Source organism: Nocardioides antri (genome assembly GCF_008373765.1).
Lineage (GTDB): Bacteria > Actinomycetota > Actinomycetes > Propionibacteriales > Nocardioidaceae > Nocardioides > Nocardioides antri.
On record NZ_VUJW01000003.1, the window covers coordinates 970,171 to 989,908 of the forward strand.

The 19,738-nt window shown below is 73.0% G+C and carries 20 protein-coding genes; 7 read left to right on the top strand and 13 right to left on the bottom strand.

The features are described 5' to 3' along the window. Positions 1-40: 40 nt before the first annotated feature. Together F0U47_RS10880 and F0U47_RS10885 are read left to right on the top strand one after the other, a co-directional pair. The gene (locus F0U47_RS10880; protein WP_149750399.1) at positions 41-919 is read left to right on the top strand and encodes an Fpg/Nei family DNA glycosylase; all 879 of its coding nucleotides are present in this window, start codon (positions 41-43) and stop codon (positions 917-919) included. A 38-nt stretch (positions 920-957) separates the two neighbouring features. After that, positions 958-1,290 carry a rhodanese-like domain-containing protein gene (locus tag F0U47_RS10885; protein ID WP_149750400.1) on the top strand — a complete coding sequence of 111 codons (333 nt, stop codon included), beginning with the start codon at positions 958-960 and terminating at the stop codon, positions 1,288-1,290. 6 nt (positions 1,291-1,296) lie between these two features. Here the strand turns inward: F0U47_RS10885 and F0U47_RS10890 are convergent, their stop codons facing one another. From F0U47_RS10890 to aat, 4 genes are all read right to left on the bottom strand, one after another. Next, positions 1,297-1,839 (bottom strand): hypothetical protein, encoded by a 543-nt coding sequence (locus F0U47_RS10890; protein ID WP_149750401.1) that lies wholly within the window; start codon positions 1,837-1,839, stop codon positions 1,297-1,299. A gap of 78 nt (positions 1,840-1,917) precedes the next feature. Beyond that, complete coding sequence (locus F0U47_RS10895) at positions 1,918-2,409, bottom strand: hypothetical protein (RefSeq protein WP_149750402.1); 492 nt, start codon at positions 2,407-2,409, stop codon at positions 1,918-1,920. Positions 2,410-2,494: 85 nt separating this feature from the next. Further along, positions 2,495-2,881 (bottom strand): hypothetical protein, encoded by a 387-nt coding sequence (locus F0U47_RS10900; protein WP_149750403.1) that lies wholly within the window; start codon positions 2,879-2,881, stop codon positions 2,495-2,497. A gap of 93 nt (positions 2,882-2,974) precedes the next feature. After that, positions 2,975-3,721 carry a leucyl/phenylalanyl-tRNA--protein transferase gene (gene aat, locus F0U47_RS10905; RefSeq protein WP_149750404.1) on the bottom strand — a complete coding sequence of 249 codons (747 nt, stop codon included), beginning with the start codon at positions 3,719-3,721 and terminating at the stop codon, positions 2,975-2,977. A 37-nt stretch (positions 3,722-3,758) separates the two neighbouring features. On the opposite strand from aat, the gene F0U47_RS10910 reads away from it, so the two are divergent. Beyond that, positions 3,759-4,463, top strand: a complete 705-nt coding sequence (locus F0U47_RS10910) for an EcsC family protein (RefSeq protein ID WP_149750405.1) — start codon at positions 3,759-3,761, stop codon at positions 4,461-4,463. Here F0U47_RS10910 and F0U47_RS10915 read toward each other — a convergent pair. From F0U47_RS10915 to F0U47_RS10930, 4 genes are read right to left on the bottom strand one after another with little or no spacing between them, the layout of a single operon-like run. Beyond that, positions 4,460-5,557: a hypothetical protein gene (locus tag F0U47_RS10915; RefSeq protein ID WP_149750406.1), complete on the bottom strand. Its 1,098-nt coding sequence runs from the start codon at positions 5,555-5,557 to the stop codon at positions 4,460-4,462. The two genes, F0U47_RS10910 and F0U47_RS10915, sit on opposite strands and share 4 nt — an antisense overlap. Beyond that, on the bottom strand, positions 5,554-6,501 hold the full coding sequence (locus F0U47_RS10920; RefSeq protein WP_149750407.1) for a hydroxymethylglutaryl-CoA lyase: 948 nt from the start codon (positions 6,499-6,501) through the stop codon (positions 5,554-5,556). Before F0U47_RS10920 ends, F0U47_RS10915 begins: the two co-directional genes overlap by 4 nt. Continuing rightward, complete coding sequence (locus F0U47_RS10925) at positions 6,498-8,324, bottom strand: acetyl/propionyl/methylcrotonyl-CoA carboxylase subunit alpha (RefSeq protein WP_149750408.1); 1,827 nt, start codon at positions 8,322-8,324, stop codon at positions 6,498-6,500. Before F0U47_RS10925 ends, F0U47_RS10920 begins: the two co-directional genes overlap by 4 nt. Before the next feature lie 13 nt (positions 8,325-8,337). Further along, entirely contained in the window at positions 8,338-9,918 is a 1,581-nt protein-coding gene (locus F0U47_RS10930; protein ID WP_149750409.1) for a carboxyl transferase domain-containing protein, read from the bottom strand. A 103-nt stretch (positions 9,919-10,021) separates the two neighbouring features. On the opposite strand from F0U47_RS10930, the gene F0U47_RS10935 reads away from it, so the two are divergent. From F0U47_RS10935 to F0U47_RS10945, 3 genes are all read left to right on the top strand, one after another. Then, positions 10,022-10,546: a hypothetical protein gene (locus F0U47_RS10935; RefSeq protein WP_149750410.1), complete on the top strand. Its 525-nt coding sequence runs from the start codon at positions 10,022-10,024 to the stop codon at positions 10,544-10,546. A gap of 66 nt (positions 10,547-10,612) precedes the next feature. Continuing rightward, positions 10,613-11,191: an SACE_7040 family transcriptional regulator gene (locus F0U47_RS10940; RefSeq protein WP_149750411.1), complete on the top strand. Its 579-nt coding sequence runs from the start codon at positions 10,613-10,615 to the stop codon at positions 11,189-11,191. 68 nt (positions 11,192-11,259) lie between these two features. Next, on the top strand, positions 11,260-11,952 hold the full coding sequence (locus F0U47_RS10945; RefSeq protein ID WP_149750412.1) for a GvpL/GvpF family gas vesicle protein: 693 nt from the start codon (positions 11,260-11,262) through the stop codon (positions 11,950-11,952). A gap of 79 nt (positions 11,953-12,031) precedes the next feature. On the opposite strand, the gene F0U47_RS10950 is transcribed toward F0U47_RS10945, so the two are convergent. From F0U47_RS10950 to F0U47_RS10960, 3 genes are read right to left on the bottom strand one after another with little or no spacing between them, the layout of a single operon-like run. Continuing rightward, on the bottom strand, positions 12,032-12,793 hold the full coding sequence (locus F0U47_RS10950; RefSeq protein ID WP_149750413.1) for a crotonase/enoyl-CoA hydratase family protein: 762 nt from the start codon (positions 12,791-12,793) through the stop codon (positions 12,032-12,034). A 10-nt stretch (positions 12,794-12,803) separates the two neighbouring features. After that, positions 12,804-14,459: an acyl-CoA dehydrogenase family protein gene (locus F0U47_RS10955; RefSeq protein ID WP_149750414.1), complete on the bottom strand. Its 1,656-nt coding sequence runs from the start codon at positions 14,457-14,459 to the stop codon at positions 12,804-12,806. Positions 14,460-14,465: 6 nt separating this feature from the next. Next, entirely contained in the window at positions 14,466-15,413 is a 948-nt protein-coding gene (locus tag F0U47_RS10960; RefSeq protein WP_149750415.1) for a crotonase/enoyl-CoA hydratase family protein, read from the bottom strand. A 54-nt stretch (positions 15,414-15,467) separates the two neighbouring features. On the opposite strand from F0U47_RS10960, the gene F0U47_RS10965 reads away from it, so the two are divergent. Beyond that, on the top strand, positions 15,468-16,187 hold the full coding sequence (locus F0U47_RS10965) for a PaaX family transcriptional regulator C-terminal domain-containing protein (RefSeq protein WP_149750416.1): 720 nt from the start codon (positions 15,468-15,470) through the stop codon (positions 16,185-16,187). A gap of 4 nt (positions 16,188-16,191) precedes the next feature. Here F0U47_RS10965 and F0U47_RS10970 read toward each other — a convergent pair whose 3' ends face one another. Both F0U47_RS10970 and F0U47_RS10975 read right to left on the bottom strand, forming a co-directional pair. Beyond that, positions 16,192-16,890, bottom strand: a complete 699-nt coding sequence (locus tag F0U47_RS10970; RefSeq protein WP_246159560.1) for an SWIM zinc finger family protein — start codon at positions 16,888-16,890, stop codon at positions 16,192-16,194. Continuing rightward, positions 16,887-19,691: a DEAD/DEAH box helicase gene (locus tag F0U47_RS10975; protein WP_149750417.1), complete on the bottom strand. Its 2,805-nt coding sequence runs from the start codon at positions 19,689-19,691 to the stop codon at positions 16,887-16,889. The genes F0U47_RS10970 and F0U47_RS10975 overlap by 4 nt, the downstream gene beginning before the upstream one ends. Between the last annotated feature and the right edge of the window lie 47 nt (positions 19,692-19,738).

The window sequence follows — 19,738 nt, forward strand, 5'->3', positions numbered from 1 at the left end:
GCGGGCGGCGGCGATTCCACCAACGTCGTAACCTGATCAGGTGCCTGAGCTGCCCGAGGTCGAGGCGCTGGCCCTGGACCTGCGGGGCCGGCTGGCGGGTCGTGCGATCACGAAGGTCCACATCGCCGCGTTCAGCGCCCTGAAGACCTATGACCCGCCGCTCGCGGCGGTCGAGGGCGCCCTGGTCGACGACGTACGACGGCACGGCAAGTTCCTCGACATCGAGGCCAGCGGTCTCCACCTGATCTTCCACCTGGCGCGGGCCGGCTGGGTGCGGTGGCGCGACGAGGTGGCGACGATCCCGCCGCGGCCGAGCCCGAAGTCGACCCTCGCCGTCCGGGTCGTGCTCGACGAGGTCGACGGCCTCACCTCCGGCCTCGACGTGACCGAGGCCGGCACCAAGAAGTCGCTCGCGCTCTACCTGGTCCGGTCGCCCGCCGACGTCGAGGGCATCGCCCGGCTCGGCCCCGACCCGCTCGACGACGCCTTCACCCGCGATTCCCTGGCCGCGATCCTCGAGGCCGAGGGGCGCAAGCAGATCAAGGGCGTGCTCCGCCACCAGGGGACGATCGCCGGCATCGGCAACGCCTACTCCGACGAGATCCTGCACGCCGCACGGATGAGCCCGTTCAAGCCGGCCAACAGCCTCACCGACGACGAGCTCAGCATCCTGTTCGCCGCCGTCAAGGACACCCTCGGCGACGCGGTCGCCCGCTCCCGCGGGCTCGCGGCGAGCGAGCTCAAGGCCGAGAAGAAGTCCAACCTCGCGGTGCACGGTCGCACGGGGCAGGCGTGCCCGGTGTGCGGCGACACGGTCCGCGAGGTGTCGTTCGCCGACTCCAGCCTGCAGTACTGCCCGACCTGCCAGACGGGCGGCAAGCCCCTCGCCGACCGCCGGATGAGCCGGCTGCTGAAGTAGGTTCGAGCACCGCACCCCCGAAAGGTCACCCGACACCCATGCGCATCCCCACCGTCGACATCGACAACGTCCCGGACCCGCTCCCGGACGGCCTGACCGTCCTCGACGTCCGTGAGGACGACGAGTTCGTGGCCGGCCACATCGACGGGGCCCTCCACGTCCCGCTCTCCGACCTGCCGGCGCGGGTCGGCGAGATGCCGGAGGGGCAGGTGCTGGTCGTCTGCAAGGTCGGCGGCCGCTCGGCGCAGGCCGTCGCCTACCTCGCCCAGCAGGGGCACGACGCGGTCAACCTGGCGGGCGGCATGCTTGACTGGGAGGCGGCCGGCCGCGCCATGGTCAGCGAGTCGGGCGGGACGCCGTACGTCGCCTGAGGCCGGTCACAGGTCGCACCTGGTCTTGAACCAGTCGGCCGCGACTCCGATCGCAGCGCGCTGCTCCGGCGTCAGCTGACGCTCGACCGCGGCGACCTCGGCGTTGGTCGGCCGCTCCGGCAGCTCGAGGATCCGGTCGGCGAGGGCGCGGATCCCGCGCCAGGTCGATGCGGACATGCCCTGCGGGCGCTCCAGGTCGGGCACCAGCGCCGCGAACTCCTTCATCACCGGTGCGATCGCGGCGGCGACCTGGTCGGGATCGGAGTGCTCCGTGGCGGCGCCCTTGATGGCTGTGACCATCCGGGAGAACGGGACGCAGACCGCGGCGACCGAGTCCGACATCGTCGAGGCGTCGTCGGAAGGGTCCGTCGGGTCCGCCTCGTCCGTCGGGTCCGTCGCTGCGACCTCGGCACCGGCGGTCGCGCCCGCGTCGTCGCCGGCGTCGTCGCCGTCGGTGGAGCAGGCGCCGACCAGCCCGGCGAGCCCGGCGAGAACGACCAGCAGCACCACGGGCGTGACGCCCGGAGCGGGCGAGCGGAGGAGGCGCATCCCCTTCATCGTCGCACGCCGTTCAACGCAGGACGGCCGGTCCCGCAGCTGCGGGGCCGGCCGTTCCTGGCGCGGGGATCAGCTGGTCTCGACCTCGGGGACGTCCGGCACCGCGTCGGCGCAGGTCTCCGACTCGTACTCGGTGAAGGCCTCGACCTTCTCGTTCTCGTCCTCGGACAGCTTGCCCTCGAGCTCCTCGAAGGCGTTCTCCTTGTCGAGGTCCGAGGCCTCCAGCGCCTCGATCTGCTCGAGCGAGATCTCGTAGCCCTCGCGGGCGTCGTCCGGGATGTCCTCGGGCGTGCCGACCTCGGCGAGCTCGTCGCCCCACCCCTGGAGCGCCGCCACGACGGCCTCGTTGTCCGAGGTGTCGACGCCCTCGGCCCAGGACGCGTCGTTCACGATCTCGCAGAACTCCTCGACGGACGCGTCCGCGGGCGGACCCGAGACCCCGCCACCTCCGGAGCCGTCGTCCGAGGAGTCCTCGTCGTCGCCGCACGCGCCGAGGACGCCGACGGCGAGGAGTACGACGCCGACGCTCGCAGCGCGCTTCCATCCAGCAAGCGGGTTCATGCCATCACCTTTCGTTGGGTTGCACACGTACGCCGACGGCCGGTCCCGCACCAGCGGAACCGGCCGTCGTGACGGTGCTACTAGATCAGGTGGCCTCGGGGTCCGGGACCTCCGGGCCCCCGCAGGTCTCGCCGACGTAGGTGGCGTAGGCCTCGAACTCGTCCTGCTCCTCCTCGGAGAGGTCGTCCAGGAAGTTCTCGTCCTCGAGGTCCTCCTCCTCGATGTCCTTGGCGAGCTCGACGATGGCTTCGAACCCAGCGCGCGCGTCGTCGGGGATGTCCTCGGGCGTGCCCACCTCCTCGGCCTCGTCGGCCCAGTCGTGGATGGCGTCGACGTCGTCTGGCTCCTGGGTCGCGACCTCGCAGAAGTCATCCTCGGAGGCGTCCGTCGGCGCACCCCCGCAGGCGGTCAGGGAGAACGCGAGGAGCGTGGCGGCGCCGACAGCTGCGGCAGAGCGCTTGATCCGGATCATGCTGACTTCCTTTCGGGATGACACCGGCACCGCGCGCACCGGGTCAAGAAGAACCACCGGCAGACTATTGACGATCACCGGTGGGCGAAAGAGCTATCCCCGGTGCGCCGGGCCGCGAAACCCGGCAGGCAGGGGCGTGGCGAGGAGCTCGGGCAGGAGCCCGAGGTACTCCCGGCGCGGGATCTCCTCCACACCCAGGCTCTCCAGGTGGGGGGTCGACCACTGCACGTCGACCAGCCGGCCCTCGGCTCCGTCCTCCGCGAGGAGGTCGACCAGCCCGACGAGGGCCACCTTCGAGGCGTCCCGCACGCGGTGGAACATCGACTCACCGGCGAACAGCCCGCCGATCGCGACGCCGTACAGACCACCGGCGAGGTCGCCGTCCTGCCACGCCTCGACCGAGTGCGCCCAGCCGAGCCGGTGCAGCTCGCCGTAGGCGTCCCGGATGCCGCGGTCGATCCACGCGCCGGGGCGGCGCGGGTCGCCGCAGGCCGCCACCACCGCGTCGAACGACGTGTCGACCCGGATCTCGAAGTCCCGCACCGACCGGCGGAGCGACCGCGACACGTGCAGGCCGTCGAGACGCAGCACCCCGCGGCGGGCCGGGCACCACCAGCCGATCGACGGCGCGACGCGGCTCCGCAGGCGCAGCCGCGGGGGCTCGGGCATGGGGAAGAGCCCGCGCCGGTACGCCGCCAGCAGGGTGCCGGGCGCGAGGTCCGCGCCGACCGCGACCAGGTCGTCGTCGGACTCGAGCGCAGCGAGCTGCTCGCGCGACGGCAGCTCCCACGGCGTCGGCGGCGGCTCGATCGGCCCCTGCTGGTTGATCGGATGGTCCATCGGAGGTGACGGTACGGCGTACACCTACGCTGGTGACATGGCCAGCAGGTTGCAGCGCGGACTCGCCGCCGAGGCGGCTCGTGTCGTCGTACCCAAGATCACCGAGCTCGCGCCGGGGCTCACCACCTCCTTCGTCCGGGAGGCGTTGCACCGGGCGATCGCCGGCGTCGGCCCGCTGCCGCCCGCCGCCCAGGCGGCCGAGGCGCAGCTGCGCGAGCAGCACGGCGACGTGGACAAGGCGATCCACGAGGTGATCGAGAACCACGTCCGGTACGCCGGGCTCGGCGGCCTGGTGACGAACCTCGGCGGTCTGGTGACGGCAGCGATCATCGCGCCGGCCAACATCGCCGGCCTGGCGCTCATCCAGTGCCGGATGGTCGCCGGAATCGCGCACCTGCGCGGCTACGACCTCGAGGACCCGCGCGTGCACAACGCCGTCCTGGTGGCGATCCTCGGGGAGGACTCGGTCCGCAAGATGGTGAAGAAGCTCCAGCTCCCCGCCCCGCCGATGGCGATCGCCACCGCCCCGTCGCACGATCCCTCGCTCGACATGACGATCACCTCCGCCGTCGCTGCCGACCTGGTCGGCCGGGTGATCGGCAGGCGGATGGCCACCACCGTCGGCAAGCGGGTGCCGGTCGTCGGCGGCCTCGTCGGCGCGGGGGTCGACGGCTACAGCACCTGGAAGGTCGGCCGGTACGCCGACCGCGAGTTCCTGCCCCGGGCCAACCTGTCGCGCTAGGGCTCGAGGCGGCGCTTCAGCTCACGGGTCGCACGGGCGGCGAGACCGTGGGGGTCGGGGCGGCGGGCGGCCTCGGCGGTCATGCTGCTGAGGGCGCCGATCGCAGCGCGCATCGCGGCCTGCTTCCGCACCCGGTCGGGGTTGTGCCACCGCGCATCCGGGTCGGGACGGACGGGCCGCAGCTCGTCGAGGTCGCCGATCACGTCGATGCCGCTCGCGGTGATCCACTCCAGGGACCGCTCGGTCCGCTCCTCGACCCAGTCGTAGTTGTCGGGCCTGAGCGTGACCGGTGCCGAGCGGTGTGGGAAGAGCGTGCCGTCGGCGACCATCCGGCGGAGGAGCTCGTCGTAGTCCCCCTCGCGCGCGACCTTCCGCCCGAGCGCCTGGTTGAGCTGCCGGAGCACCTGCGTCTCAGCGACACCGAGCGACTCGTTGGTCGCCTCGCTGTCGAGCGGCGCCCAGGCGGGGTCGATCTGGAACGCCTGGCACATCCGGGTCCAGAGCGTGTCCTGCTGGTCGGAGCCGTTCCGGCGCTTGGAGGGTACGACGACCAGGTGGATCCGCTCCGGCGGGACCGCCATGCCCCACGTCGACAGCACGTCCGGGATGTCGAAGGCCTGCATCATGAACGGCTTGCCCATCCGCGAGCGGCGGAGGAACTTCCGGAACGACCAGGCCCGGCCCTGCTTGACGCTCTCCTGCCAGGCGGCTGCCAGCTGCCGCGCGAGGTCGCGGGCGGAGTAGACGATGTGCACCTCGCTGCCGGCGAGGTCGTTCATCGCGCGCTGGATCACCTTCGGCGGCGCGGGCGCGAGGATCTCGTGGCTGATGATGACGTTGCCCTCGAGCCTCCGCGTGCGGCGCATCAGCGACTCCCACGCACCGTCGGCGTGGCCGGGCGCGCCGCCCCAGTCCTGCTCGGTGAGGTCGAGCGCGGCCCGGAACTGCGACAGCTCTGGGCGCGCCAGCCGCGACGTCGACGGGAAGTGGACGCCGCGGTCCGCCAGGGTCTTGGCGTTCCGGCCCAGCCGCGTCTGGATGTAGGTCGTCCCTGTCTTCGGCGCACCGATGTGCAGGTGGACGACCCTGGTCATGCGGGAGATTGTGCCAGCGCACGCACCACGGCCGACGGGCTGGGCCGTCCCAGGTGGGCCGCCATCCCGGTGCTGGCGTCGACCACGGCCTGCAGGTCGACCCCGTGCTCGATGCCGAGGCCGGTCAGGAACCACACCAGGTCCTCGGTCGCCAGGTTGCCCGTCGCGCTGCGGGCATAGGGGCATCCGCCGAGCCCACCGGCGGAGGCGTCGTAGGTCGTCACGCCGGCCTGCAGCCCGGCGTGCACGTTGGTGAGCGCCTGCCCGTAGGTGTCGTGGAAGTGCAGCGCGAGCCGGTCGACTCCGACGCCGGCGCGGCCGAACCCGGCGATCAGCGCCTTGACGTGGCCGGCCGTCGCGACCCCGATCGTGTCGCCGAGGCTGAGCTGCTGGCAGCCCAGGTCGAGCAGCCGCTTGCCGACGGTGACGACCTGCTCGACGGGCACCGGGCCCTCCCAGGGGTCGCCGAAGCACATCGAGACGTAGCCGCGGACGTCGAGCCCGGCCGCGAGCGCCCGCGCGACGGTCGGCTCGAACATCGCGAACTGGCTGTCCAGCGTGCGGTTGAGGTTCTTGGCCGCGAACGTCTCGGTGGCGGAGGCGAAGACGGCGATGTGGCGCAGGCCCAGGTCGAGGGCCCGGTCAAGACCGCGGTCGTTGGGGACCAGCACCGGCAGCTCGCGGGCACGGTCCCCGAGGTCGGCGCTGAGCCCGGTCATCAGCTCGGCGGCATCGGCGAGCTGCGGCACCCACTTGGGGTGGACGAAGCTCGTGGCCTCGACGATCGGCAGCCCGGCGGCGAGCAGCTGCCGGACGAAGCTCGCCTTGACCTCGGTCGGCACCAGAGCCTGCTCGTTCTGCAGCCCGTCGCGCGGACCGACCTCGTAGATCGTCACCCGCTCGGGAAGGCCCGCCTCGGGGACGACCATCGGGAGGCCGGTCATGACGCCTCCACCGTGAACAGCGGCGCGCCGAGGGCGACCTGGTCGCCGGTCGCGGCGGTGACGGCGGAGACCACGCCGTCGTACGGCGCCTTCAGCGCGAGCTCCATCTTCATCGCCTCGACGACGCCGAGGACGTCGCCAGCAGCGACGGTGTCCCCCTCGGTGACGCGGACGTCGAGCACGGTGCCGGGCATCGGCGCGACCACCGTGCCGTCGCCGGAGTCGACGCCGTGGTCGGCTGCCGCGTCGGGACGCAGGAACACGTAGCGCTGGCCGTGGTGCGAGAGCTCGACGCCGTGCGCGGTGACGATCGTGACCGGGTGCTCGGACGACGCTGCCGGGGGCGGTCCGAGGACGACCGAGCCGTCCTCGAAGTCGACCCGCACCGGCGCCGGCGGGCCCCCGATCCGGAAGCCGTCGGACGCGAACGGGCCGCTGCGGGTCGCGTGGGCGCGCTGCCAGGCGTGGGCCGCGAGCTCGCGGGCCGGTGCCGGGTCGGGCCGCGGGACCTCGTTGCGGTCGAGCCAGGCGGTGTCGATCTCCCCGTTGCCGAACGCCTCGCCCGCGACCAGCCCGCGCAGGAACCCGGTGTTGGTGGTGAGGCCCAGGATCGCGGTGTCGTCGAGCGCGCGGACGAGGGTACGCCGGGCGCGCTCGCGATCGGGCGCGAAGACGACCACCTTGCCGAGCATCGGGTCGTACGAGGTGCTCACCACCTGTCCCGGCTCCAGCGCGTGGTCGACCCGCGCCCGGAACGACCAGTGGACAGCAGTGGCCGTGCCGGCCTGCGGGAGGAACCCGGCGTACGCGTCCTCGGCGTAGACGCGCGCCTCGATCGCGTGGCCGGCCGGCACGATGTCGTCCTGCTGGTAGCGGAGCCGGTCGCCGACCGCGACGTGGAGCTGGGCCTCGACCAGGTCGACGCCGGTGACCTCCTCGGTGACCGGGTGCTCGACCTGGAGCCGGGTGTTCATCTCGAGGAAGTAGAACTCGCCCGTGTCGGCGTCGAGGAGGAACTCGACGGTCCCGGCGTTGGTGTAGCCGACCGCGCGGGCGAGCTCGACGGCCGCCTCGTGGATCCGCTCGCGCACGTCGTCGGCGAGGTTCGGCGCGGGAGCCTCCTCGACCACCTTCTGGTGCCGCCGCTGGACCGAGCATTCGCGGGTCAGCAGGTGGATGACGTTGCCGTGGGTGTCGCCGAGGACCTGGACCTCGATGTGGCGGCCGCGCTCGACGTACTTCTCCAGCAGCATGGTGTCGTCGCCGAACGCGCTCGCCGACTCGCGCTTCGCCGCGGCGATCGCGTTGTCGAGCTCGGCGGCGGAGCGGACGATGCGCATGCCCTTGCCACCGCCGCCGGCGGCCGCCTTGACCAGGACCGGGAAGTCCTTGGTCTCGAGGCTCGGCGCGGGCGCACCTCCCACCTCGACCAGCGGGTGCGACGGCACGACGGGCACACCCGCCTCCACCGCGATCTCGCGGGCGGCGTCCTTGCGGCCCATCCGCTCGATCACCTCGGGCGTCGGACCCACCCAGGTGATGCCGGCGTCGGCGACGGCGCGGGCGAAGCCGGCGTTCTCCGAGAGGAAGCCGTAGCCGGGGTGGACCGCGTCGGCGCCGACCTCCTTGGCCGCTGCGATCACGGCGGCGGCGTCGAGGTAGGACGGCACGAGGACGGCGACGTCGGCCTCCCGCACGTGCGGCGCGCCGGCGTCGGCCTCGGTGTAGACGGCGGCGGTGCGAATGCCGTGGGCCTCGCAGGTGCGGAAGACACGGAGCGCGATCTCGCCGCGGTTGGCGACGAGCAGGGTCTGGATGTTCATGTCGGTGTCCCCATCACATCCGGAAGATCCCGTACGACGGCTCGGGCACCGGCGTCCGCGCCGTCACCGCCAGCGCCATCCCGAGCACCCGTCGGGTGTCGGCCGGGTCGATCACGCCGTCGTCCCACAGGCGGGCGGTGGCGTAGTAGGGCGAGCCCTGGGTCTCGTACTGGTCGCGGATCCGGTCCTTGAACTCGTTGGTCTCAGGGGAGTCGTCCTCGCGGCCGGCAACGGTGGCGAGCACGTTGGCCGCCTGGTCGCCGCCCATCACCGAGATCCGGGCGTTGGGCCACATCCACAGGAACCGCGGGTCGTAGGCGCGGCCGCACATCCCGTAGTTGCCGGCGCCGAACGAGCCGCCGATGACCACCGTGAGCTTGGGCACGACGCTGCACGCGACCGCCGTGACGAGCTTGGCCCCGTCCCGGGCGATGCCGCGGTTCTCGTAGTCCTTGCCGACCATGAAGCCACTGATGTTCTGGAGGAAGAGGAGCGGGATGCCGCGCTGGTTGCACAGCTCCACGAAGTGCGCGCCCTTCAGGGCCGACTCGCTGAACAGGATGCCGTTGTTGGCGACGATCCCGACCGGGTGGCCGTGGATCCGCGCGAACCCGCAGACCAGGGTCTCGCCGTACAGCTGCTTGAACTCCTGGAGCCGGGAGCCGTCGACGAGGCGCCGGATCACCTCGCGGACGTCGTACGGCGTCCGGGTGCTGGTCGGCACCACCGAGTAGATCGACTCCGGCGGCTCGTGCGGCTCCTCGGGGTCTCGACAGGCTCGACCACCAAGTGAGGCATCGCTGGTCGAGCTTGTCGAGACCTCCGGCAGCGTCGCGACGATGCCCCGCAGGATCTGCAGCGCGTGGGCGTCGTCCTCGGCGAGGTGGTCGACCACGCCGGACGTGCGCGCGTGCACGTCGCCGCCGCCGAGCTCCTCGGCCGTCACGACCTCGCCGGTCGCCGCCTTCACCAGCGGCGGGCCGCCGAGGAAGATCGTGCCCTGGTTGCGGACGATGACCGTCTCGTCGGACATCGCAGGGACGTAGGCGCCGCCGGCCGTGCAGGACCCCATGACCGCGGCCAGCTGCGGGATGCCGCGGGCGGACATGTTGGCCTGGTTGAAGAAGATCCGGCCGAAGTGCTCCCTGTCGGGGAACACCTCGTCCTGCATCGGGAGGAACGCGCCGCCGGAGTCCACCAGGTAGATGCAGGGCAGGTCGTTCTCGGCGGCGATGGCCTGCGCCCGCAGGTGCTTCTTGACCGTGATCGGGTAGTAGGTGCCGCCCTTCACGGTGGCGTCGTTGGCGAGCACGAGGCACTCCCGGCCCTCGACGCGGCCGATCCCGGCCACCACGCCCGCCGCCGGCACTGCGTAGTTGTCGAGGGGGTCGTCCGGGGCGCCGTACATGCCGAACGCCGCCAGCGGCGCGATCTCCAGGAACGGGCTGCCGGGGTCGAGCAGCCGGTCCACCCGCTCGCGGGGCAGGAGCTTGCCGCGGTCGGTGTGCTTCTTCCGGGCGGCCTCGCTGCCGCCCTCCCGCACCCGGGCCAGCCGCTCGCGCAGCTCGACCGTGAGCTCCTCGAGACTCGTCATGGCACGAGGTTAACGATCGTTAACCTCGTCGGTCAATCGGCTGTCCGGCCGAGGGAGGGGTACTGGACCTCCAGACACGCGATCGAGAAGGAGACACCTGGCAATGTCGACCGTCGGCACCATCACCAAGCTCGCCACCGGGGTAGTCGGGAAGGCGGCCCACGCGGTCATCCATCCCCGGCAGACCGTCACGGCCGTCACCGGTCACGCGCGGGACCTGGCGGCCTCCGTCACCGGCGGCGACCAGAAGGCACCGAGCACCACCGACGACGCGGCCGCAGCCACGGAGGTGCCGCTCTACGAGAGCCCGCAGCGCAACGTGGAGCCGGCGGAGCCGGTGGAGCCCGCCCAGTCGGTGGAGCCGTCCACCACCGAGCCCAAGGCCGCCTCGCGCGAGAGCGCCCACCACGGCCGCGGTTCCGACCCGACCGACGACTGGCACGACGAGCTCGACGACGCGCCCGACGTCGGCATCAACCCCGCCACCGGCCTGCCGAACACCTACCAGGCCAGCGAGGACGGGCCGCTGCTCGACCCCTCCGTCGCGAAGGCCGTCCGGTCGGAGAGCGAGACCATGAGCCGCGCCGCCGACCCGGACAAGGACCCGCACGAGGACGAGGAGCAGTAGCGCCGCGACGAGCTCGCTTTCGAGCAAGGCCGACGCTCGGTGGTGAACGCGCATTAACCTGACGCGGTGACCACCACCGAGCAGGCCGAGCCCACGCGGCGCGAGCAGATCCTCGCCACCGCAGCGGAGCTGTTCGCGGCGCGTGGGTTCCACGGCGTCTCAGTCGCCGAGCTGGGAGCGGCCTGCGGCATCTCCGGTCCGGCTCTCTACAAGCACTTCCCCGGCAAGCAGGCGATGCTGGCCGAGATGCTGGTGTCGATCAGCGAGCAGCTGCTCGCGGTCGGCCGCGAGCGGGTCGTCACCGCCGACGGCCCGGCTGCCGCCGTACGCGCGCTCGTGGACTGGCACGTCGAGTTCGCGCTCGGCCACCGGCCGCTGATCGTCGTCCAGGACCGCGACTGGGAGTCCCTCCCCGAGCAGGCCCGGGAGCAGGTGCGCCGGCTGCAGCGGTCGTACGTCGACCTGCTCGCCTCCCAGCTCCGCGCCCTGCGGCCCGAGCTCTCCAAGCCGACCGCGCACGCCGCGGCCCAGGCGGCCTTCGGCCTCCTCAACTCCACACCCCGCGCCGGGCACGCGATCGACGACGACGAGCTCCGCACCCTCCTCGCGAACATGGCGGTCGCCGCGCTGGGCGCCACGACCTGACCCTCTTAGCGGGTCCGGACGTGTTTGGAGTCACACGATCCGGTTACCGCCGCTCCGGAGGGGAAGCCGTGACCTGGGGAGGGAACACGATGCCGAGTGCCCGCTATCTCTACGCGGTCTGCCGCGGCCTCGACGAGGCTGCCCTCGACGGCGTGACCGGGCTGGACGGTCGTCCGGTCGAGGTGGTCGGGGTGCTCGACCTCCAGGCCGCGGTCAGCACGGTCGACCTCCCCGGGCTCGGCGAGGAGGGCCTCCGTGCCGACCTCGAGCGGCCCGAGTGGGTCGAGCGCACTGCCCGCGGGCACGACACCGTGGTCCAGGCCTGCGCCCGGTCGGCGCCGACGGCGCCGATGCGGCTCGGGACCGTCTGCCCCGACGACGGGAGCGTCCGGCGCAGCCTGGAGGAGTGGTACGACGACCTGGCCGCCGCCCTCGGCCGGATCACGGGCCGCGAGCAGTGGAGCGTGAAGGTCTACGCCCATCCCCGACCCTCGCCGGCCGCCGGGACCGAGGACGCCCGGGACCAGTCCTCCCTCGCCGCCGAGGACCTCGACGCCGGGCTCCGCGAGGTGGCCGTCGCCGCCCGCCGGGTGTCGGGCCGCAGCGGCGGCGCGATGCTGCTCAACGGCGCCTACCTGGTCGACGCAGCCCGGGCCCGGGCCTTCGCCGAGCGGGTGGCCGCGCTGGGGGTTGCGCACCCGGACGTGTCGGTCGCGTGTGACGGGCCGTGGCCGGCGTACTCCTTCGCAACGTTGGAGTAGGTGCTGGGGTCGAGCCGGGAGACAGTTTCACCGGCCGGCCGGTGAAACTGTCTCTTGGAGTACGAATTTGTCCTCCAGCTCAGAACGCCCCACCCCGCCCCGCCCCGTCCCGGAACCTCGCCGCGCCCGCCATCGCCTCGAGCAGCGAGCGGCCGCCGTGGACCCACTCCACGTCGAGCGCGCGGTCGAGCGGCAGGCCGTGCTGCTCGTACGACGACAGCCGGTCCTGTTGCAGGCAGGTCTGCGGGAACGCGGCGATCTGCTCGGCCAGCACCACCGCCTCCTCCAAGGCCCGGCCCGGGGCGCTGACCCGGTTGACGAGGCCCATCCGCAGCGCCTCCTCGGCGCCGACCGGACGGCCGGTGAGGATCAGGTCGAGGGCGTGGGAGTGCCCGATCAGGCGGGGCAGCCGGACCGTCCCGCCGTCGATGAGCGGCACTCCCCAGCGGCGGCAGAAGACGCCGAACACGGCGTCCGGGTCGGCGACGCGGAGGTCGCACCACGCGGCGAGCTCCAGGCCGCCGGCGACGGCGTGGCCCTCGACCGCCGCGATCACCGGCTTCGAGAGCAGCAGGCGGGAGGGACCCATCGGCGCCGGGCCGTCGGTGTCGGGTGGGTCGACCTTCATGGACCCCGCGCTGACCGCCTTGAGATCGGCCCCGGCGCAGAACGTGCCGCCGGCGCCGGTGAGCACGGCCACGCTGGCGTCGGGGTCGGCGTCGAACGCCAGGAACGCGTCGTACAGCGCCTGGGCGTGCTGGGTGTCGACGGCGTTGCGGACCTCGGGCCGGTTGATGGTGACGACCGTGATCGCGCCCTCGCGCACAACCTCCACACTCATGGGCCGACGCTCATCCCGGGAAGCCGGTCTCGGTGCGCTCGAGGATCGGTGCCAGGTCGATGCCGGTCGGGAGGGTGCCGAACGCGCCACCCCAGTCCCGGCCGAGCCGCGACGCGCAGAACGCGTCCGCGACCGCCGCCGGCGCGTGCCGGAGCAGCTGGGAGCCCTGGAACACCAGCGCCATCTGCTCGACGATCCGCCGTGCGCGCAGCTGGAGGTCGTCGACGGACGTGAACTCCTTCTTGAGGCGGTCGACGGCGTCGTCGTACCGCGGGTCGGCGCCGGTGGCGAGGTCGGCCTCGGCGAAGAACGCGTCAAGGGTGTGCGGCTCGCGGGCGATCGCGCGCAGCGCGTCGAGCGCCGCGACGTTGCCGGAGCCCTCCCAGATCGAGAGGAGCGGCATCTCGCGGTAGATCCGGGCGAGGTCGAAGTCCTCGATGTAGCCGTTGCCGCCCAGGCACTCGAGCGCCTCGCCGACCGCGATCGGCGCCCGCTTGCAGACGTAGTACTTCGTCACCGCGAGCGCGATCCGCCGGAGCGCTGCCTCTCCCTCGTCGCCCCGGATCGCGCGGTCGTTGGCGCCCGCCAGCCGCAGCATCGCGGTGGTCGCGGCCTCGGACTCGACCTGCAGGTCGGCGAGCACGTTGCGCATCGCGGGCTGGTCGACGAGAAGCTCGCCGAACGCCGAGCGGTGGCGCGCGTGGTGCGCGGCGAGGGCGACCGCGGTGCGCATGCCGGCCGAGGAGCCGATCACGCAGTCGAGCCGGGTCATGTTGACCATCTCGACGATGGTCCGGACGCCGCGGCCCTCCTCGCCCACCAGCCAGCCGGTGGCGCCGTCGTACTCGATCTCGGACGACGCGTTGGATCTGTTGCCGAGCTTGTCCTTGAGCCGCAGGAACCGCATCGCGTTGCGCTCGCCGCCCGGCAGCACCCGCGGCACCAGGAAGCACGAGAGGCCGCCCGGCGCCTGGGCCAGCGTCAGGAACATGTCGGACATCGGCGCGCTCGTGAACCACTTGTGGCCCACCAGAGCATAGGTGCCGTCGGAAACTGCCGACTTCTGCGGGGTGGCGGTCGTCGTGTTGGCGCGTACGTCGGAGCCGCCCTGCTTCTCGGTCATCGACATGCCGGCCACGAGTCCCCGCTTCGTCGCGGGGTCGCGCAGGCCGAAGTCGTACTCACGGTTGGTCAGCAGCGGCTCGAACCGGGCGGCGAGCTCGGGGTTGGCGCGCAGCGCGGGCACGACGGCGTAGGTCATCGAGATCGGGCAGCCGTGCCCGGCATCGACGGACCACACCATGAACTTCGCGGCGCGGGCGACGTGGGCGCCCGGGCGGTCATCGGCCCACGGCGCGGCGTGCAGGCCGTGGCTGACGGCGGTCTCCATGAGCTGGTGGTACGCCGGGACGTACTCGACCTCGTCGACGCGGCGGCCGTAGCGGTCGTGGGTGTGCAGCCGCGGCGGCACCCGCTCGGCGAGCCGGCCCCAGTCCTGCGTCTCCGCGGTGCCGGCCAGCCGGCCCAGCTCGTCGATCTCCTCGAGCGCCCAGCCGGCGCCCTCACGCTCGAGACCCTCGCGCAGCGCGGGGTCGGCGGCGGTGTTGTGGCCCACCAGCGGCGGGACCTGGTTGAACACCTCGTGGGTGGTGTGGGTGCCGGTCATGTCAGCTCATCCCTTGTTCGTCGAAGGTCCGAAGTCGTCGTACGGCGCCGCGTCGCGCTCCTGCACCGCCTGCTTGAAGCCCACCTCGGCAGCGCGGGCCGCGAACGCGTAGCCCTCGCGGGTGTGGCGGGAGATCCCGTCGAAGACGGTGCTGATCATCCGGCTGTTCTCGACCCCCTGGGCGAGCAGCGCGGAGTTGAGCGCGAGCTTGACCATCATCAGCTGGTTGAGCGGCATCGCCGCGATCCGCTGGACGAGGTTCTCGGTGCGGTCGTCGAGGTCCGCGGGCTCGGGCGCCTCGATCGCCAGCCCCCACTCGGCGGCCTCGCGCCCGGACAGGCAGTCGCCGGTCAGCAGCAGCCGCTTCGCGCGCTGGTCGCCGAGGCGGTGCGCCCACAGCCCCGCGCTCGGCACTCCCCAGACCCGGGTGGGTGGGTAGCCGATCTTCGCGTCCGCCGCGATCACGATCTGGTCGCAGTGCAGGGCGATGTCGGTGCCGCCGGCGACGCAGAAGCCGTGGACCTTCGCGACCGTGGGCTTGTCGGCGTGCAGCAACGACGCGTAGCCCCTCGTGAAGCGGCTCATCATCGCGTAGTCGACCATCGGGTCCCAGGTCTTCCCCGGGTCGTGGTTCGGGATCGCCTGCTCGGCGAACGCCGTCAGGTCGTAGCCGCCGCAGAACCCCTTCCCCCGTCCGCTCACGACGATCACGTGCACCCGCGGGTCGAGGTCGGCGCGCTCGACGGCCGCCGCGAGCTCGGTCGGGGTGTCGACGGTGATCGCGTTGCCGTGCTCCGGCCGGTTGAAGGTGATCCGGGCGACGCGCTCGTCCACCTCGTAGGTCAGGGTCCGGAAGGCCGGCGTCGAGTCGGCTCGATCATCGGCCGGCACGCCGGCGTACGGCGAGTCGGGCCCCTCGTGCGCCGGGCGCCTCCACGGCGCTGCGTCTGCCATGCCCCGACGTTACAGATATAGCGACAGTTGTGTCTAGATCTGTAGCATGACTGCGTGCCCGTCGCCGACCTGAAGCCGCTGCCCGCGCGCTCGGTCGTCCTGTCCCTCCTGCTCGGCTCCCACCCGGACCGGATGAGCCCCGCGCAGCTGACCCGCGCCGGCGAGCACTTCGGCATCCCGGCCTCGACTCTCCGGGTCGCGCTGACCCGGGCGGTCGCGGCCGGCGACCTGCGACGCGTCCGGGGTGACTACGTCCTGGGCGAGCGGCTCGTCGCGCGCCAGCGACGCCAGGACGAGGGCGTCGAGGACGCCGAGACCGCCTGGGACGGGACCTGGGAGATGGCGGTCGTCGTCGTGACCGGAAGGCCCGGCAGCGAGCGCGCCGCGCTCCGGGACACGCTGACCGCCGCCCGGCTCGCCGAGCTGCGCGAGGGAGTGTGGACCCGACCGGCGAACCTGCGCCGCGCGCCGTCGTACGCCGGCGACCCGGTGCTGACCACCTTCCGGTCCCGCCCCGACGACGACCCGGCACGGCTGGCGAGAGACCTGTGGGACCTGCGGGGATGGGCGACCGACGGCCGCACCCTGCTGCGCCACCTCGAGCGGACCCGGGACCCCGCGCTGCGGCTGGCCGTCGCCGCCCATGTCGTCCGCCACCTCACCGCCGACCCCCTGCTGCCGCCGGACCTGCTGCCGAGTGACTGGCCGGGCGCCGACCTGCGTACGGCGTACGCCGCCTACCAGGCCGAGCTGCGCGACCTCGCGGTCGTCTGACCTCTCACAGGAGGCCGTCGGGCAGCTCCTCGCCTGCCTCCATCAGCTCGACCAGGCGTTGCGCGCGGACCACCGCGTCGGCCGCGACCTCCACGTCGTCGGCCAGGTCGGTGACGTGACCGGCTCGCTGGTCGACGAGACCCGATCTCTCGTGCAGGGTCGCCAGCAGCGACTCCCGGTCGAGACCGCGCACCGCGAACAGCACCAGCGGGTCGGCGTCGACCAGCCACCCCGTCTGGATCAGGACGGCGAGCGCGTGACGGCACGGGTCGAGGTAGGCGTCGCAGGTGCAGGAGGCAGCGAGCTCGCCGCCGTACGGCAGCAGCTCGACCCCCGTCTCCTCGGCGTGCTCGACCAGGTCGTGGGCGAGCTCGCCGGCGAGCAGCGCGGCCACCCGGCCCGCCTCCGCGGCGACGACGTCGACCAGGGTGCGCCGTTCGTCGTCGGTCAGCACCGGCACCTTCACCTCGACGGTCCAGGCGTCGTCGCCCTCGCGCACGGCTGCGAGCAGCGACCCGGGAGCGATGCTGATGCCGCCGACCTCGCCGCGCCGGGCGATGTGGCGGCCGGCGCGAAGGTCGCTGTCGACGTACGCCGCCTCCTCGACCGCGCGGTGCCAGGCCTTGCCCCACCAGGACCGGATGCCTGTGCGGGGCGCGACCATCCGGCCGTGGGTGACGCGCCCCGGCTGCACAGCGCTCACTCGTCCTGCTCGAGCTCGGCGAGGTACGCCTCGCGGCGGGCTTCCGTGCGCAGGGTCACCAGGTCGCGCAGGTCTTCGTTGCTGAGCTCGGTGAGGGCGGCTTCGCCGCGAGCGAGCACAGCGTCCGCCAGCGCTCGCTTGCGGTCGAGCAGTGCCGCGACCCGCTCCTCGATCGTGCCTCGGGTGACCATCCGGTGCACCTGTACCGGCTTCGTCTGCCCGATCCGGTAGGCGCGGTCGGTGGCCTGCTCCTCGACCGCAGGGTTCCACCACCGGTCGACGTGGACGACGTGGTCGGCGCGGGTCAGGTTGAGGCCGGTGCCGCCTGCCTTGAGGCTGAGCAGGAAGACCGGCACCTCGCCGGACTGGAAGCGCGCGACCATCGCCTCCCGCTGGGGCACCGGGGTCCCGCCGTGGAGGAGCTGGTGGGGCACGCCGGTCCGGTCGAGGTGCTGCTCGATCAGGCGGGCCATGGCGACGTACTGGGTGAAGACCAGGACCGCGCCGTCCTCCGCGACCACGGTGCCGACCAGCTCGTCGAGGAGCTCCAGCTTCTCCGAGCGGCCGGCCAGCCGCACCGCCCCCGACTGCTTGAGGAACTGGGCCGGGTGGTTGCAGATCTGCTTGAGCCCGGTCAGCAGCGCCAGCACCAGGCCGCGGCGCTGGGCATCGTCGGCTGCCAGCCGCTCGATGCGCTCCATCGTGTCGCGCACGAACGCCTCGTAGAGGACGGCCTGCTCGCGGGTGAGGCCGAGCAGGTGGTCGGTCTCGGTCTTCGGCGGGAGCTCCGGCGCGATGCCGGGGTCGGACTTGCGGCGGCGCAGCAGGAACGGGCCGATCAGGTCGGCGAACTGCCGGGCCTTGGTCGGCTCGAGGCCCGACTCGATCGGCGCGCCCCAGACCCGCCGAAACGCCTGTCGGCTGCCGAGCAGGCCGGGGATCGCCCAGTCGAGGATCGACCACAGCTCGGTGAGGTCGTTCTCGACCGGCGTGCCGGTGAGGGCCACCCGCGCGCGGCTCGGGATCAGCCGGAGGTTGCGCGCGGTGGAGGAGCGGGAGTTCTTGATGTGCTGCGCCTCGTCGGCGACGACCAGGTCCCACGGCACGTCGGCGAGGGTGGCGTGGTCGCGCCGCATGGTGCCGTACGTCGTCAGCACGAACCCGCCCCCTCCGCTGGTCGAGGAGCTTGCGCTGCGACCGTCTCGAGACCCGAGCTCGCGGGCCACCCCGTGGAAACGGCGCACCGGCAGGCCGGGGGCGAACCGCTGGATCTCGGCCTCCCAGTTGCCGAGCAGGCTGGCCGGGCAGACCACCAGCGTCGGCGCGCCACCGGAGAGGTCCTGCTCGAGGCGGTGGAGGTGGAGCGCGATCAGGGTGATCGTCTTGCCGAGCCCCATGTCGTCGGCCAGGCAGGCGCCGAGCCCGAGCCCGGTGAGGTCGGCGAGCCAGGTCAGGCCGTGGCGCTGGTAGTCGCGCAGCTCCGCCTGGAGCGCGGCCGGCGTCGGCAGCGGCTCGCGGGTGGGTGCGGCGAGCAGCCGCTCGCGGACCTTCAGCAGGCTGGCCCCGACGATGACCTGCTCGGTCGCGCCGGTCGTCTCGGCGTCGTCGGGCACCTCGGCGACCCCGCTCAGGGCCGCGGCCAGGGCCTGCGCGCCGGTGGCCTTGCGGATCAGTCGCTTCCGAGCGCGCTGCGCCGTCGACGGGTCGACGACGGTCCAGGCGCCGCGGAGCTTGAGGACCGGCGCGGCGGCCGTCGCGAGCTGCTCCATCTCCTCGTCGGTGAGCGGGTCGCCGTGGAGGGCGACCTGCCAGGAGAACGCGAACAGGCCGTCGACCGCGAACGGGCTGTCCTGGAGCGGCAGCTCCGGGTCGCGCGGGTCGGCCCGGCGCTCGAGGACCGCACGGGTGGTGAGGTCGCGGCCGAGCGACCGCGGCCAGTGGACGTCGACCCGGGCTTCACGGAGCGCCCCGACGTGCTCGAGGAGGCTGCCGATCTCCGGGCCGTCGAGGGTGAGCTGGTCGGGCACCGACAGGACGAGCAGGCGGTCGAGCACCGGCCACACCTCGGCTGCTGCCCGCAGTGCGATGCTGGCGTGCACGCGGGCCCGCGGCCCGAAGCCGTGGGCGTCCTCGTCGTCCGCCCAGAGCAGGGCGGCGTCGCAGACGTGGAGCGGGTCGCGCTCGTCGTGGACCTGGAGCACGACGCGCACAGAGCCCGCGACCAGCTCCTCCTCGTCGGCCTCGACCCGCAGCGAGATCCGGACCAGCTCGGGCAGCGCGGCCGCGGCCTGCGACTGCTCCGCGCGGACCCGCTCGGCCGCCCGGCGCCGCACCCGGTCGGCGAAGTCGGACGTGGCCCGCCGGTCCGACGCAACCGGGACGTCGGCCATCACCGGCGCGGCCCGGGGCAGCGCGTCGGCGACCGCGTCGAGCACGTGCTGCACCAGCGCGGCCGCGGCGTCGGGGTCGAGGTCGTCGTACGCCCTGGCCCGGGCGAGCTGCGCGACGCTGTCGCGGTCGCGCTCGTCGAGCCCGTCGATCTGCCAGCTCGGTCGGGCGGATCCCGCGCTCCGCGCGAGCTTGCCGGCCGCGACGAACCGCCCCGCGAGGAGGGCCGCGCCGCCGAGCAGCGCGACGCTCGGATGGACGTCGGACTGGGTGCGGGCTCGGCTGAGCACCGGCAGCGCCGCCCGGATCGGCAGCGCGACGGCCCGTCCTTCGTCGGTGAACTCGATCGTGCCGTCCCGGGGCGGGTCGGCCGGCCGGAAGGTGGCCGGTCCGGTGACGGGCACGAAGCTCACGCGGCCTCCTTGCAGCGTTCGGGTCCTAGGTCTCGAGACGATCGCAG

Coding starts and splice junctions, on each gene's coding strand:
- F0U47_RS10885 (WP_149750400.1), top strand. CDS start 958: ATGCGCATCCCCACCGTCGACATCGACAACGTCCCGGACCCGCTCCCG.
- F0U47_RS10890 (WP_149750401.1), bottom strand. CDS start 1,839: ATGCGCCTCCTCCGCTCGCCCGCTCCGGGCGTCACGCCCGTGGTGCTG.
- F0U47_RS10895 (WP_149750402.1), bottom strand. CDS start 2,409: ATGAACCCGCTTGCTGGATGGAAGCGCGCTGCGAGCGTCGGCGTCGTA.
- F0U47_RS10900 (WP_149750403.1), bottom strand. CDS start 2,881: ATGATCCGGATCAAGCGCTCTGCCGCAGCTGTCGGCGCCGCCACGCTC.
- aat (WP_149750404.1), bottom strand. CDS start 3,721: ATGGACCATCCGATCAACCAGCAGGGGCCGATCGAGCCGCCGCCGACG.
- F0U47_RS10910 (WP_149750405.1), top strand. CDS start 3,759: ATGGCCAGCAGGTTGCAGCGCGGACTCGCCGCCGAGGCGGCTCGTGTC.
- F0U47_RS10915 (WP_149750406.1), bottom strand. CDS start 5,557: ATGACCAGGGTCGTCCACCTGCACATCGGTGCGCCGAAGACAGGGACG.
- F0U47_RS10920 (WP_149750407.1), bottom strand. CDS start 6,501: ATGACCGGCCTCCCGATGGTCGTCCCCGAGGCGGGCCTTCCCGAGCGG.
- F0U47_RS10925 (WP_149750408.1), bottom strand. CDS start 8,324: ATGAACATCCAGACCCTGCTCGTCGCCAACCGCGGCGAGATCGCGCTC.
- F0U47_RS10930 (WP_149750409.1), bottom strand. CDS start 9,918: ATGACGAGTCTCGAGGAGCTCACGGTCGAGCTGCGCGAGCGGCTGGCC.
- F0U47_RS10935 (WP_149750410.1), top strand. CDS start 10,022: ATGTCGACCGTCGGCACCATCACCAAGCTCGCCACCGGGGTAGTCGGG.
- F0U47_RS10950 (WP_149750413.1), bottom strand. CDS start 12,793: ATGAGTGTGGAGGTTGTGCGCGAGGGCGCGATCACGGTCGTCACCATC.
- F0U47_RS10955 (WP_149750414.1), bottom strand. CDS start 14,459: ATGACCGGCACCCACACCACCCACGAGGTGTTCAACCAGGTCCCGCCG.
- F0U47_RS10960 (WP_149750415.1), bottom strand. CDS start 15,413: ATGGCAGACGCAGCGCCGTGGAGGCGCCCGGCGCACGAGGGGCCCGAC.